This is a genomic window from Bordetella genomosp. 5 (assembly GCF_002261475.1).
Taxonomy (GTDB): Bacteria; Pseudomonadota; Gammaproteobacteria; order Burkholderiales; family Burkholderiaceae_B; genus Bordetella.
Genome location: NZ_NEVN01000008.1, coordinates 214,901 through 228,895, shown reverse-complemented (window position 1 = coordinate 228,895; position 13,995 = coordinate 214,901). Strand labels below are relative to the sequence as shown.

6 protein-coding genes are annotated in these 13,995 nt (G+C 67.1%); all 6 read left to right on the top strand.

Annotated features, from left to right (window positions below; genetic code table 11):
* The first annotated feature begins 128 nt into the window (after positions 1-128).
* The 6 genes from CEK29_RS15535 to CEK29_RS15510 all read left to right on the top strand — a co-directional run bounded on the left by CEK29_RS15535 (position 129) and on the right by CEK29_RS15510 (position 13,704).
* On the top strand, positions 129-5,363 hold the full coding sequence (locus CEK29_RS15535; RefSeq protein ID WP_094858630.1) for an alpha-2-macroglobulin family protein: 5,235 nt from the start codon (positions 129-131) through the stop codon (positions 5,361-5,363).
* Positions 5,318-7,543 (top strand): penicillin-binding protein 1C, encoded by a 2,226-nt coding sequence (gene pbpC, locus CEK29_RS15530; RefSeq protein ID WP_094858629.1) that lies wholly within the window; start codon positions 5,318-5,320, stop codon positions 7,541-7,543. The genes CEK29_RS15535 and pbpC overlap by 46 nt, the downstream gene beginning before the upstream one ends.
* 55 nt (positions 7,544-7,598) lie before the next feature.
* Positions 7,599-9,908, top strand: a complete 2,310-nt coding sequence (gene clpA, locus CEK29_RS15525; RefSeq protein ID WP_094801886.1) for an ATP-dependent Clp protease ATP-binding subunit ClpA — start codon at positions 7,599-7,601, stop codon at positions 9,906-9,908.
* 13 nt (positions 9,909-9,921) lie between these two features.
* A complete protein-coding gene (locus tag CEK29_RS15520) occupies positions 9,922-11,256 on the top strand; it encodes a paraquat-inducible protein A (RefSeq protein ID WP_094801884.1) in 1,335 nt (444 codons plus the stop codon).
* A 120-nt stretch (positions 11,257-11,376) separates the two neighbouring features.
* The gene (locus tag CEK29_RS15515) at positions 11,377-13,041 is read left to right on the top strand and encodes a PqiB family protein (RefSeq protein ID WP_094801882.1); all 1,665 of its coding nucleotides are present in this window, start codon (positions 11,377-11,379) and stop codon (positions 13,039-13,041) included.
* A 3-nt stretch (positions 13,042-13,044) separates the two neighbouring features.
* Complete coding sequence (locus tag CEK29_RS15510; protein WP_094858628.1) at positions 13,045-13,704, top strand: PqiC family protein; 660 nt, start codon at positions 13,045-13,047, stop codon at positions 13,702-13,704.
* Positions 13,705-13,995 lie beyond the last annotated feature (291 nt).

Here is a 13,995-nt window from a genome sequence, read left to right as displayed (position 1 = left end):
TACATCGGCCGCACGTTCGTGCGGCCGTTGGGCTCGTGCCTTCGGTGCGGGCCACCGGCTCTATAGCAAGACGGACGTGGCGCGAGGGGCGCGACGTCGGCGGTATCTCGTCACCATAGAGGTGTGCCTTGAGTGCAAAGAACAACAAGACCGCGATTGCGGTCGGCGCCGTAGCGATCGTTGCGGCCGCCCTTGGGTTGGGATGGTGGTTTGGACAGCAGAAGTCCGAGCCCGCGCCGGGAAGCAATCCCCCGGCGGTAACTGCTCCCGCGGCCAAGCCGCCGGGCGAGGGTGCGAGCCCCCCGGCCGCAAGCCCGGGCGCGACGCCGCCCGCGCAGGCCAATATCGGCAAACCCGACCCGTTCGCAGTGCTCTCGTGCCAGGCGCGCCAGTACAACGACTCGCTCGCGCTGGCGGTGACCTTCACCCAGCCGCTCGATCGCAAGACGACGCTGAACAAACACATCCAGGTCGTCGATAGCGGCGCCGCCAAGAAGGAAGGCGGTCCTCAGCCGGCCAGCGACTCGACCCAACCCGGCAACGTACGCGCCGCCGACACCCTGCCCAAGGGCAAGGCCGTCGAAGGCAGCTGGGTCATTGGCGACAATCCCCGCGTGGCGTACTTTCCCTATGTACAGCCGCTGCGCAACTACGCCGTCAAGGTCGCGGGCGATCTGAGCACGGGTTCGTCCAAACTGGGCGAGGCCATCCGCTGCGACGTGCCGACCGAAGCCATGCCGCCCTCGTTCTATTTCGCGAGCCGCGGCGTCGTGCTGCCGGCGGGCCAGAATGGCGGGTTGCCCGTCACGACCGTGAACATGCCGGAAGTGGACGTGCAGTTTCTGCGCGTGAATCCGCAGCGCGTGCCCGAGTTCTTCGACACGGTGCTGGGCGTCGGCCGTTCGACCGTGCGCGATAGCGACGACGAAAGCGAAGGCGCCGGCGAGGGCGAGGGCGACGAAGAGGATAGCTGGCGCTATTCCGACAACCGCAGCCTCAAGGGCCTGGTGAGCAACTGGGATCTGGACCGGCTGCACAGCCTGACCGAAAGCGCGTATCAGGGCCGATTCGTCACCGACGACAAGCCGAATCGCCGCCATGTCACGTTCCTGCCGGTCGAGGGCATCAAAGAGCTCCAGGAGCCGGGCATTTACGTGGCCGTCATGAGCCAGCCCGGCCGCTTCCGCTACGAGTATCAGGTCACGTACTTCTATGTGAGCGATATCGGTCTGCACACCCGTCGGTACCCGGACCGCACCGAGGCCTACACGGTGTCGCTCAAGTCGGGCGAGCCCGTGAGCGGCGTGCAGGTCGAGCTGGTCGACGGCGCGGGCAAGTCCCTCGCCAAGGCCGCGTCCGACGCGACCGGTCATGTCCGGTTCGACGGCAGCCACGCCAACGCGCGCGTGCTGCGCGCCTCGCGCGGCAAGGAGATGACGGTGCTGGCGCTGGGCGAACCCGCGCTCGACCTGTCGGAGTTCGACATCGGCGGGCATCCGTCGCGCAACAACAATCTGTTCGTCTACTCCGGGCGCAACCTCTATCGCCCTGGCGAAACCTTCCATGTGTCGGTGTTGCCGCGCGATCCCGACGGCCGCCCGATCAAGACGGCGCCGCTGACCGCGACGCTCAAGCGTCCCGATGGCCGCACCGTCCGCACGTCGCTGTGGCAACCGCAGAAAGACACGCCCAATTATCTCGAGCAATCGATCGAGCTCCCGGCCGACGCCCAGACGGGCAGCTGGTCGCTGGAGCTGCGCGTCGATCCGGCCTCGCGCGTGCCCGACGCCGCCTGGAAATTCCAGGTCGAGGAGTTCCTGCCCGAACGCATGAAGCTCACGCTCACGTCCGAGCAGCCCGTGCTGACGTCCGACGAGCAGTGGCAGATCGACGTGCAGGGCGATTACCTCTATGGCGCGCCCGCCGCCGGCAACCGCCTGCTGTCCAGCCTGCAGATGCGTCGCGACCGTCAGGCGCTGCCCAAGCAGTGGCCGGGCTTTGTCTTCGGCGACGTGGCCGACGACAGCCGTCGCGCGTTCCAGGAGCTGCCCGAAACGGAACTCGACGCGCAGGGTCGTGCCACGCTCGACGTGGATCCCCTGACCGCCGGCACGCGTTCGCCCATGAAGGTGCGCGTGTCCGCGAGCCTGCTGGAATCGGGCGGCCGCCCGGTGGTGCGCTCGATCGAGCGCAACGTCTGGCCGGCCGAGACGCTGATCGGCGTGCGCCCGCTGTTCGATAACGACGTCGCACGCGAAGGCGCGCCCGCCGGCTTCGAACTCACCCGCGTGAATACGCAGGGCGTGTCGCAGCCGGTGCAGGGGGCGCAGATGCGCCTGTACCGCGAATATCGCCAGTACTACTGGCGCTTCGACGACCAGCGCGGCTGGAACAGCGGTTACACCGAAAACGAGGACCTGGAAGATTCGCGCGTCATCGATATCGGCGAGCGCACGCCGCTGACGCTGCCGGTGCGCTATGGCCGCTATCGTCTGGAAGTGGCCGATCCCGACACCGGCGAAGTGCTGCGCTATCGCTTCTACGCCGGCTGGGGCGCCCAGGACGCCGACGCGATGGGCAATCGCCCCGACCGCGTCCAGATGAAGCTCTCGGACGTGCCGGCCAAGCCGGGCAGCACGGTCAAGCTCACGCTGACCCCGCCGCACGACGGCCAGGCGCTGATCACGGTGGAAGGCGACCGCATGCTCTGGTCGAAGTGGATCGCGGTCAAGACCGCGGGCACCGAGGTCGAGATTCCCGTGGACGCGAGCTGGAAGCGTCATGATCTGTACGTGGCGGCCACGGTGTTCCGCCCGGGCAGCCAGGGCGACCGCGTCACGCCGGCGCGCGCGCTGGGCCTGGCGTTCCTGCCGATCGACAGTGGTGACCGCAAGCTCAAGGTTGCGATTACCGCGCCGCAAAAGACCGAGCCCGAACAGAAGGTGCCGGTCAAGGTGAAGGTCGAAGGCGCCCAGAACAAGGTCGCGCACGTCACGTTGTCGGCCGTGGATGTGGGGATTCTCAACATCAACCAGTACCCGACGCCCGATCCGCTGGACTTCTTCTTCGGCAAGCATCGCTACGCGCCCGAGCTGCTCGATATGTACGGCAAGCTCATCGAGAAGATGGACGGCACGCAGGGCAAGCTGAAGTGGGGCGGCGACGCCGCCATGCGTGGCGACAGCCGCAGCCTGCCCAAGAAGGTCAAGCTGGTCGATCTGTTCTCGGGCGTCGTGCGCCTGAACGATCAGGGCGAGGCGGAGATCCCGCTGGATCTGCCCGATTTTAACGGCACGCTGCGTCTGATGGCCGTGGCCTTCACCGACGAGCAGTACGGCAGCGCCGATACCGAAATGGTCGTCGCGGCTCCCATCGTGGCCGAGCTGAATACCCCGCGCTTCATTACGCCGGGCGATCAGGCCGCCGTGGCGCTCGACCTCACCAACCTGAGCGGCGCGCCGCAGAAAATCACGGTGCGCCTGCAGGCCCTCGACCCGCTGGCGATCGCCGACAGCACGCGCACCGTCACGCTCAAGGACAAGCAACGCACCACGCTGCGCTTCGTCGCCACGACCACCGGCTCGTACGGCCTCGGCCTGATGCGTCTGACCGTGGACGGCGAGGGCGGTGCCAAGCCTGTGCACATCGTGCGCGAGTCGGTGCTGCAGGTGCAGCCGGCCTATGCCGCCGAACGCCGCGTGCGCCGCGTGCGCCTGAACCCGGGCGAGACGTGGAACGCGCCGTCTGACTGGACGGGCAGCTATTTCGCGGACTCGGTCACGATGTCCATGACGCTGTCCAATCGTCCGCCGATCAACGTGAATCGCATGATCGAAGGCCTGCTCACGTATCCGTATGGGTGCACCGAGCAGACCATCAGCGGCGCGATGCCGTGGATCGTGGTCGACGACGCCACCGCCAAGCGCTTCGGCATCAAGGCGCATCCGCAGGCCGAACGGCAGAAGCGCATCGACGGCGCGCTGGCGCGCCTGTCCGGCATGCGCAACGCCGCCGGCGCGTATTCGCTGTGGGGCAACGCCTCGTCGCGCGATACCTGGCTGACCGCCTATGCGCTCGCCTTCATGCAGGACGCGCGCGACGCCGGCTTCTCCGTGCCCGACAGCTCGCTCGAGCGCCCGCGCACGTGGCTGCTCGAGCAGCTGCAGCAGACCTCGCGCAACTTCGGCACCTGGTCGGCCAATCTGCGTACGGCCGTCGAAACCGGCCGCTACGACAACGTCAATACCGAGGTGCTGCGCGAGGATCATCGCCGCTTCGCCGGCCTGGCCGCGGCCGCGCTGGTGCTGGCGCGCGACGGTAAGGCGCCGCTGTCCACGGTGCGCCAGCTGTACGACGGCTACCAGGACCGCGTGCGTTCGCCGCTGCCGCTCGTGCAACTGGCCGTGGCGTTCAAGCTGATGGGCGACGAAGGCCGCATGAAGGCCGCGCTGGCCGAGGCCATGAAGCGCCCGTATGGCTTCGCCCGCCGCAACGCCTCCTACGACGATTGGCTCGGCGACTACGGCACGGCCGTGCGTGACTACGCCTTGTCGTACGCGCTGATCAATCAGTACGGGTTGACCGGTCAGGATCCGTCGCCGTTGCTCGATCAGCTCAACGGCCGCCTCGGCAGCCGCAGCTATCTGTCGACGCAGGAGCAGTATGCGCTGCTGGTCGCGGCCAAGGCCGCGGGCGGTGACCGCAACACGCCGTGGGAAGCCATGCTGCAAACGGGCGCCAGCGGTTCGCGCAACCTGACCGGCAACAGCGACCTGACCGTTCCGGTCAGCCGCGACGAAGCCGGCCTCATGCAACTGCGCAACAACGGTAGCCAGGCGCTCTTCGTCGAGTTCGACGTACAAGGCACGCCGCTCACGGCGCCCGCGCCGCGCAACGACACCATCCGGCTCAAGCGGGGCTGGTATTACCCCGACGGCCGTCCGTGGGATGGTGGCATGCTGCAGACCGGCGACATGCTGGTGGTGTGGATTCAGGCCGAAGCCAATCAGTACATCCCGGATGCGCTGATCGTGGATCGGGTGCCCGCCGGCATCGAGGTCGAAAACCTCAATCTGTCGCAGAGCCCCGATATGCGTGAATGGCAGATCGGCAAGGTGCGGGTGGCCGACGCCATGGCGAGCCCGAACCTGAAGCACCGCGAGTTCCGCGATGATCGCTATGTGGCGGCGGCGTCGCTCGGTCGTGGCCGGGTCGACATCTTCTACATGGCGCGCGTAGTGACGCCGGGTCGGTACAGCGTGCCGTCCACGGTGGCTGAGGATATGTATCGGCCCGAGATTCGTGGGGTGGGTGAGCAATGGGCCACGGTCGAGATCCGGGACCGGGCCGCGAAGCGTCCGTAACCCCGTCCGCGACACCCGCGCGGCCCCGGCGGCTCCGCCGTCTCGGCCGCGCGGTGCTGGTGCTGTGCGGCCTGGCGTTCGCCGCGCTGTGGCTGGCCGACACGCTCGACCCGCTGCCGCCGATCGGCGAGGGCGGGGCGCGCGTGGTCGTGGCCGCGGATGGCACGCCGCTGCGCAACTACCCCAGCCGCGACGGCATCTGGCGCTATCCGGTCACGCCCGACAAGGTGTCGCCGCGCTACCTCGAAACCCTGCTGACCTACGAGGATCGCTGGTTCTACTGGCATCCCGGCGTCAACCCGGCGGCGATGGCGCGCGCCGGCTGGCAATGGATGGCCCACGGACGCATCGTGTCGGGCGGCTCCACGCTGACGATGCAGGTCGCCCGCATGCTCGATCCCGAGCTGGCCGGCCAGCCTTCGCGCAATCTGTCGGCCAAGTGGCGCCAGGTGTGGCGCGCCGTCCAGCTCGAGATGCACTACAGCAAAGACGAGATCCTGTCGCTGTACCTGAGTCACGCGCCCATGGGCGGCATCGTCGAGGGCGTGGAAATGGGATCGCGCCTCTGGCTCGGCAAACCGGCCAGCGACCTGAGCGATGCCGAGGCCGCGCTGCTGACGGCCCTGCCGCAGGCGCCGTCCCGATTGCGGCCGGACCGCCACCCGGAGCTGGCGCTGGTCGCGCGCGACAAGGTGCTGGCGCGCATGGCCGAGCGCGGCGTCTGGAGCGAGGCGCGGGTGGCCGACGCCCGCATCGAAAACGTGGTCGCGCCGCCGCTGCGGGCACGCTGGCTGGCGCCGCTGGCCGCGCAGCGCCTGCTGGCCCAGGCGCCCCGTCGCGGCCGCGACGTGGTGGCGTCCACGCTGGATGCCGACCTGCAGGCCACGGTCGAGCGCATGCTCGAAGACCGGGTCGACGCCTTGCCGCCCAAGGTGTCGATGGCGGTGCTCGTGATGGACAACGACACGCTCGAAATCAAGGCCTATGCCGGATCCGCCGATTTCGGCGATGCGAGCCGCTATGCGCACGTCGACATGGTGCGGGCGGTGCGGTCGCCCGGCTCGACCCTCAAGCCCTTCCTGTATGCCCTGGCCCTCGACGACGGCCTGGTGCATTCGGAGAGTTTGTTGCTGGACACGCCGATGTCATTCGGCGGCTACGCGCCGGGCAATTTCCAGGCGGCGTTCTCGGGCCCGGTGAGCGTGGCCCAGGCCCTGCAGCGCTCGCTGAACGTACCCGCGGTGGACCTCCTGGATCGCATCGGACCGGTGCGATTTGCATCGGTTATGCTGGGGGCCGGCGTGCGGCTGCGGCTGCCCGCCGGCGCCTCGCCCAATCTGAGCTTGATTTTGGGCGGGGGTGGCACCACATTGGAAGAGTTGGTCGGCGCCTACCGTGCGCTGGCACGCGACGGTCTGGCCGGCGTGCCCCGGTTGTCGCCGGCCTCGCCCCGCATCGAAACCCGCGCCATGAGCGCGGGTGCCGCCTGGATCGTTCGCGATATCCTGGAGGCGGGCGGGCACCCCGACCGGCCGCTGCACCAGACCGGTACACCGGGCCGGCAGCTCGCCTGGAAAACCGGCACCAGCTTTGGTTTCCGGGATGCCTGGGCGGTGGGGGTGACGGATCAATGGACGCTCGGCGTCTGGGTGGGCCGTCCCGACGGCACGCCCAACCCCGGGTTTTTCGGCGCCAACATCGCGGCGCCGCTGTTACAGGACATCGTGGCCGCGTTGCCGGCCGGTGCGCCGCGGCAGCGTTTGCGGCCGGCCACCGTGCACGCCGTGACCACCTGCTGGCCGCTGGGCTGGCGGCTCGGCAGTTCGCCCGACGGTGCGTGCCCGCAACAGCGCGCGGCGTGGGCGCTCAACGACACGGTGCCGCCCACGTTCGCGGGCTACGCCGATACGTCGACCGGTCCGCTGCGCATCGAAGGCGTGGCGCAGGGCTCCATCCTGCGGCCGGTGCCGGGCGCGCGGGAAGTGGGCGTCGACGTGGGGGTGAGCGGTGCGAGCGGACAGGTATGGTGGTTGCTAGATGGTAGGTTATATGGGCAGGCGGAGGCCGATGTAAGACAGACCCTCGCCTTGACCCGCAACGGTCGGCATGCGCTGACCGTCATGGATGCGCAGGGCCGTTATGCCGGGCTTGAATTTGAAATCGCTGGCGTTACGCCCTGATCGGCATAGAATATGAATCGTGTACCAGACCGCTTCGGTGCGTTACGGAGGAAGCGTGATTTCCCAAGAGCTTGAAGTCAGCCTGCATATGGCATTTGTCGAGGCGCGCTCGGCCCGGCATGAATTCATTACCGTCGAGCATTTGCTGCTGTCGTTGCTTGACAACGCCTCGGCTGTCGAAGTGCTGCGCGCTTGCGCCGCCAATCTGGATGACTTGCGCCGTAACCTGCGTCAGTTCGTGACCGAAAATACCCCGGTCATCCCCAGTGGCGCCGAAGTGGATACGCAGCCTACGCTCGGTTTCCAGCGCGTGATTCAGCGCGCGATCATGCATGTATCGGCAGGCGGCACGGGCAAGAAGCCCGTTACCGGTGCCAATGTCCTGGTCGCCATCTTCGGCGAAAAAGACTCCCACGCCGTGTACTACCTGCAACAGCAGGGCGTCACGCGCCTGGACGTGGTCAATTTCCTGTCCCATGGCATTACCAAGCAGCCGCAGGAGGAGTCCTCCGCCGTGCAGCAAGAGAAGCAAGCCAGCAGCGAAGAGCAGGGCGAGTCGCGCCAGTCGCCGCTCGATCAGTACGCCACCGACCTCAACGCCGCCGCGCTGGCGGGCCGCATCGATCCGCTGATCGGTCGCGAGCACGAGGTCGAGCGTGTGATCCAGGTGCTGTGCCGCCGCCGCAAAAACAACCCGCTGCTCGTCGGCGAAGCCGGCGTGGGCAAGACCGCCATCGCCGAAGGCCTCGCCTGGCGCATCACGCGCGGCGAAGTCCCCGAGATTCTGCAGGCCGCCCAGGTCTACGCGCTCGATATGGGCGCGTTGCTGGCCGGCACCAAGTACCGCGGCGACTTCGAACAGCGCCTGAAGGGCGTGCTCAAGCAGATCCGCGGCAACCCCGACGCGATCCTGTTCATCGACGAGATCCACACGCTGATCGGGGCCGGCTCGGCCTCGGGCGGCACGCTCGACGCGTCCAACCTGCTGAAGCCGGCCCTGTCCTCGGGCCAGCTCAAGTGTATCGGCGCGACCACCTACACCGAATATCGCGGCGTGTTCGAAAAAGACCACGCCTTGAGCCGCCGGTTCCAGAAGATCGACGTGCCCGAGCCGTCGGTCGAGCAGACCGTGCAGATCCTGCGTGGCCTCAAGAGCCGCTTCGAAGAACACCATAACGTGCGCTATTCGGCCGCGGCGCTGTCCGCCGCCGCCGAGTTGTCCGCGCGCTATATCAATGATCGTCATCTGCCCGACAAGGCGATCGACGTGATCGACGAGGCCGGCGCGGCCCAGCGTCTGCTGCCGCGTTCGCGCCAGAAAAAGGTCATCGGCAAGGGCGAGATCGAACACATCGTGTCCAAGATCGCGCGCATCCCGCCGGCGTCCGTCTCCAACGACGACCGCAGCAAGCTGGCCACGCTCGACCGCGACCTCAAAACTGTCGTGTTCGGCCAGGACCAGGCCATCGAGGCGCTCGCCGCCTCGATCAAGATGGCCCGTTCCGGCCTGGGCAAGCCCGACAAGCCGATCGGCGCGTTCCTGTTCTCCGGCCCGACCGGGGTGGGCAAGACCGAGGTCGCGCGTCAGCTCGCCTTCACGCTCGGCGTGGAGCTGCTGCGCTTCGACATGTCCGAATACATGGAGCGCCATGCCGTCTCGCGCCTGATCGGCGCGCCGCCGGGATACGTGGGCTTCGATCAGGGCGGTCTGCTCACCGAGGCGATCACCAAGCAGCCGCACTGCGTGCTGCTGCTCGACGAAATCGAGAAGGCGCACCCGGATATCTTCAATATCCTGCTGCAGGTCATGGACCACGGCACGCTCACCGACAACAACGGCCGCAAGGCGGATTTCCGCAACGTCATCCTCATCATGACGACGAATGCGGGCGCCGAAACGCTGAATCGTCCGTCGATCGGGTTTGCCAACAGCCGCGCCACGGGCGACGAGATGGCCGAAATCCGGCGCATGTTCACGCCGGAATTCCGTAACCGCCTCGATTCGATCATTCCGTTCGCACCGCTGTCGCGCGACATCATCCTGCGCGTCGTCGACAAGTTCCTCATGCAGCTCGAAGATCAGCTGCACGAGCGCCGCGTCGAAGCCGTGTTCACCGAGAAACTGCGCGACTTCCTCGCCAAGAACGGGTTCGACCCGCTCATGGGCGCACGGCCGATGCAGCGTCTCATCCAGGACACGATCCGCCGCGCGCTGGCCGACGAGTTGCTGTTCGGCAAGCTGGCCGACGGTGGCAATGTCACGGTCGACCTCGACGACGAAGACAAGGTCGTGCTGAGTTTCGAGACGCCGGACAAGGCGGCGCCCAAGGCGTCCGACAAGCCGGAAGTCGAGTTGGTCGACTGAGTCCGGGCACCCCTTGAGCGACGACCGTCACTCGCTGCTCTCGTGCGAACACTGCGGCAACGTCTATCGTTGGCACGCATTGGCCCCGCGCGAGGCAGCGAGCTGTGCACGCTGCGAATCCACCCTGTGGCGCTACAGCGGGCTCACGCCCGCTAACTGGTTTGCGCTCGCGCTCGGCACGCTGATCATCTTTCTGGTCGCCAACATCTATCCGGTGGCCACCCTGACCGTGCAGGGCATGGTCAGCGACGCCACCTTCCTCGACGCAGTGGCCATCACCTGGCGCCAGGATCACTGGGCCGTGGCGATCATGACCGGCATCGTGGGATTCCTGATCCCCTTGCTGCAGATCGTGTTGCTGTTGTGGGTGCTGGGGCCGCTTGCGCGCGGGCGGCTGGCGCCGGGCTTTCGCACGGTGCTGCGTATGCTTGGCCTGGTGCGGCCCTGGAGTATGGTGCCGGTATTCCTGCTGGGCGTGGTCGTCTCCGTGGTCAAGCTGGCCGGCATGGCGTCGGTCGCGCCGGCCGTGGGTCTGCTGGGCTTCGGCTTTCTCACCATCCTGCTCACCATCATGAGCCGTCTCTCGCCGGCCGCCGTATGGCGCATGGCCGAGCTCGAGGGCGCGACCGAAGTCCATCTTCCCGACATGAGCGGCGCGACGGTGCTGGCCGGCTGTCATGTGTGCGGTCAGGTGCAGGCCCTGTCCAGCGCCGAAGACCCTGAAGCCACGCACCATTGCCGCCGCTGCGACGCCGTGCTGCACTATCGCAAGCCCGACCACCTGGCGCGCACCTGGGCGCTGCTGCTGGCCGCGGCGGTGTTCTACATTCCCGCCAATGTCCTGCCGGTGATGAACATCACCTCGTTGCTGGGCGACGGCGCGCATACCATCCTGGGCGGCGTCGTCGAGCTCTACGAGACCGGCTCATGGGACATCGCGTTGATCGTGTTCATCGCGAGCGTGGTGGTGCCGCTCACCAAGATCCTCTCGCTGGCGTTCCTGGCTTTCACCACCCAGAACGGCAGCGCCACCAATCTGCGCCAGCGTACCCGCCTGTATCAGCTGGTCGAGTTCATCGGGCAGTGGTCGATGCTCGACGTCTTCGTGGTGATCCTGCTTGCCGCGCTGGCGGATTTCCCGGGCCTGATGCAGATCAGCGCCGCGCCCGGTGCGGCGGCCTTCGGGCTCGTGGTGGTGCTCACGATGCTCGCCGCCATGAGTTTCGACATGCGCCGGGCATGGGACGTGCAGGAGCGGTCCGAATGGGCGCACGACCATCCGCACTTTCATGAGCAGGTCCAGGCGTCGCGGCCTGCCGAGCGTTCGCCGGCGTCGCCTACGGTCTGAACGCGGCGGGACGCCGCATCCGCGCCTTTAAGGCACAATGGCATTCAATGATGTAACTGGCACAATTGCCGGAGTTGCCCATGCCCCAGGCATGCGGCGTCGTACAAAGGAAACGTGACAATGGCCGAACAGACTCCTCCTGGTGGCACCCCGGTGCACAAGGTGTCCGTCTCGAAGAAAGAACGCTCGCGCATTTCCTGGATCTGGCTCGTTCCGTTGATCGCGGCGGTGGCCGGGCTGTCGCTCGTGGTTCGCACCTGGATGCAGAGCGGTCCGGAGATCACCATCCAGTTCGAGACCGCCGAAGGGCTCGAAGTCGGCAAGACGCAGCTGCGCTACAAAGACGTGACCATCGGGCAGGTCAAGGGCATCGGTTTCAACGAAGACCGCAGCAAGGTCGTCGTCGAGGCCGAGCTCACCCGCAACGTCTCCAATCTCGCGCGTGAAGGCACCAACTTCTGGGTGGTGCGTCCGCGCCTGGGCGTGAGCGGCGTGTCCGGCCTGGGTACCCTGGTGTCGGGCGCCTACATCGGCGTCGATGCCGCCGAAGACACCGGCGAGGCGCCCGCCAAGGCCAGCAAGTTCGATTTCGTGGGGCTCGAAACCCCGCCCGCCGTCACGCACGATCGCGAGGGCAAGCGCTTCATGCTCAAGGCGCGTGACCTGGGTTCGCTCGATATCGGCTCGCCCGTCTACTACCGCCGTATCAGCGTCGGGCGGGTGGTGGGCTACTCGCTCGACCAGGACGGCAAGGCCGTCAACGTCGAGATCTTCGTCGATGCGCCCAACGACAAGTTCGTGACCAGCGGCACGCGCTTCTGGAACGCCAGCGGCGTCGATTTTTCGGTGAACGCGGAAGGGCTGAAGGTGCGCACGCAGTCGCTGGTGTCGGTGGCCATCGGCGGCATTGCGTTCGAAGACGTTTCCCCGCGCAATACCGAGGTGGCCAAGGAGAACGACACGTTCGAGCTCTACACCGGCGAAGGCGTTGCCAAGGCCAACACCGATGGCGAGCCGTTCCCCGTGCGCATGCGCTTCGATCAGTCGGTGCGCGGCCTGTCGGTCGGCGCGCCGATCGACTTCCAGGGCATCACGCTCGGCGACGTCACCAAGATCACGATCGACTTCGACAGCAAGACCAAGCGCTTCTTCGCCTGGGTCGACGCCACGCTCTACCCCGAGCGTCTGGGCCGTCTGTACGAAGAGATCCGCGCCGAGGCCGAAAAGGTGGGCACGGGCCATCTGGCGCCGGGCCAGGTCATGACCGTGATGGTGAAGTACGGTCTGCGCGCGCAGATGCGGTCGGCCAACCTGCTGACGGGCCAGCTCTTCATCGTGCTCGACCACTTCCCGAAGGCGCCGCCGGTGGATTACAAGCCGACCGAGCCGATGACCATCCCGACCATTCCGGGTCAGTTCGATCAGCTGCAGGAGCAGATCACCAGCATCGTCAACAAGGTCGAGAAGATCCCGTTCGAGCAGATCGGCAACGAGCTGCGCAGCACGCTCGCCAACACCTCCAAGCTCATGGGCCGCCTCGAGAAAGACGTGGCGCCCGAGGCGCAGTCGGTCCTCAAGCAGGCGCGTCAGTCGCTGTCGGCGGTCAACGAATTGCTCGCTTCGGATTCGTCGCTGCCGGTCAATACCGAGCGCGCCATGCAGGAGCTTGGCCGGGCCGCGCGCTCGCTGCGTGCGCTGTCCGATTATCTCCAGGCCAATCCCGAAGCCTTGCTGCGCGGGCGTGGGGAAGATCCCATCCCGGGCGCGGGCCCTGTCAGGAACTAATCCATGAAGTCCATTTTCTTGCGCGGTCTGCCGTATGTGGGCGTGGCGGTGGCACTCGCGGCCTGCGGCTCCTCGCCCACGCCTCGCTATTACACCTTGCTGGCGCCCCAGCAGGCGGCGCCAGCGTCCACGGGCAATGCGTCGTACATGATCGAGGTGCTGCCGGTGACGGTGCCCAGTCAGGTGGATCAACCTCAGATCATGCTGCGCACGGGGGCGGGTACCGTGGCGCCGCTGTATTCGGACCGCTGGACGGGCGCGCTGCCCGACGAACTGCGCTCGGCACTGTCCGACGGCCTCACGCGCGAATTGGGCGTGCTCGACGTGCAGGTGGTGCGGCCGGCCGCGGGCGCGCCGGTGTGGCGCGTGCAGACGGATGTGCAGCGCTTCGACATGAACGACGGGGGCCCGGCCGTGCTCGACGCCACCTGGCGCGCGCGGCCGCTCAATGCGCAGGGCCGCGGACTCGTCTGCCGCACCGTGGTGAGCGTGCCGGTCGAGGGTGCGGCCGTGACCGGCCTCGTCACCGCGCAGCAGCAGGCCGCGCAATTGCTCGCCCGTACCATCGCCAGCGCGGTGCGTTCCGGCGGGCAGGACGCCCAGCCGGCGAGCGAACAGGTGAGGGTCTCCGGCTGCACCCAACTGGCGGACGGGGCCCGCTGAAGACATTTTCGGATCCGAAGGCGCGGGTAGCACCGCGCCTTTTTTATTTTGTCGACGCGTTGCCGGCTGATCGGCCTCATTTGTCCCGTTTTGGAGCCGGGAGGGGCGGGCGAGGCGCCGTGTTGATTCCGGTCATTCCGAAGAATCTCTCTTGTTTCCATGCGGTTAACCCGAGGTATGTAAGGGTTAACCTGTATATCGACCGGGTTGCAACCTGATTAGCATACGGTGGCACCGAGGTGCTCCGGGGCCCCCGATCGTCTGTGGGTTTCACCAGGGCACGCTCGCCAT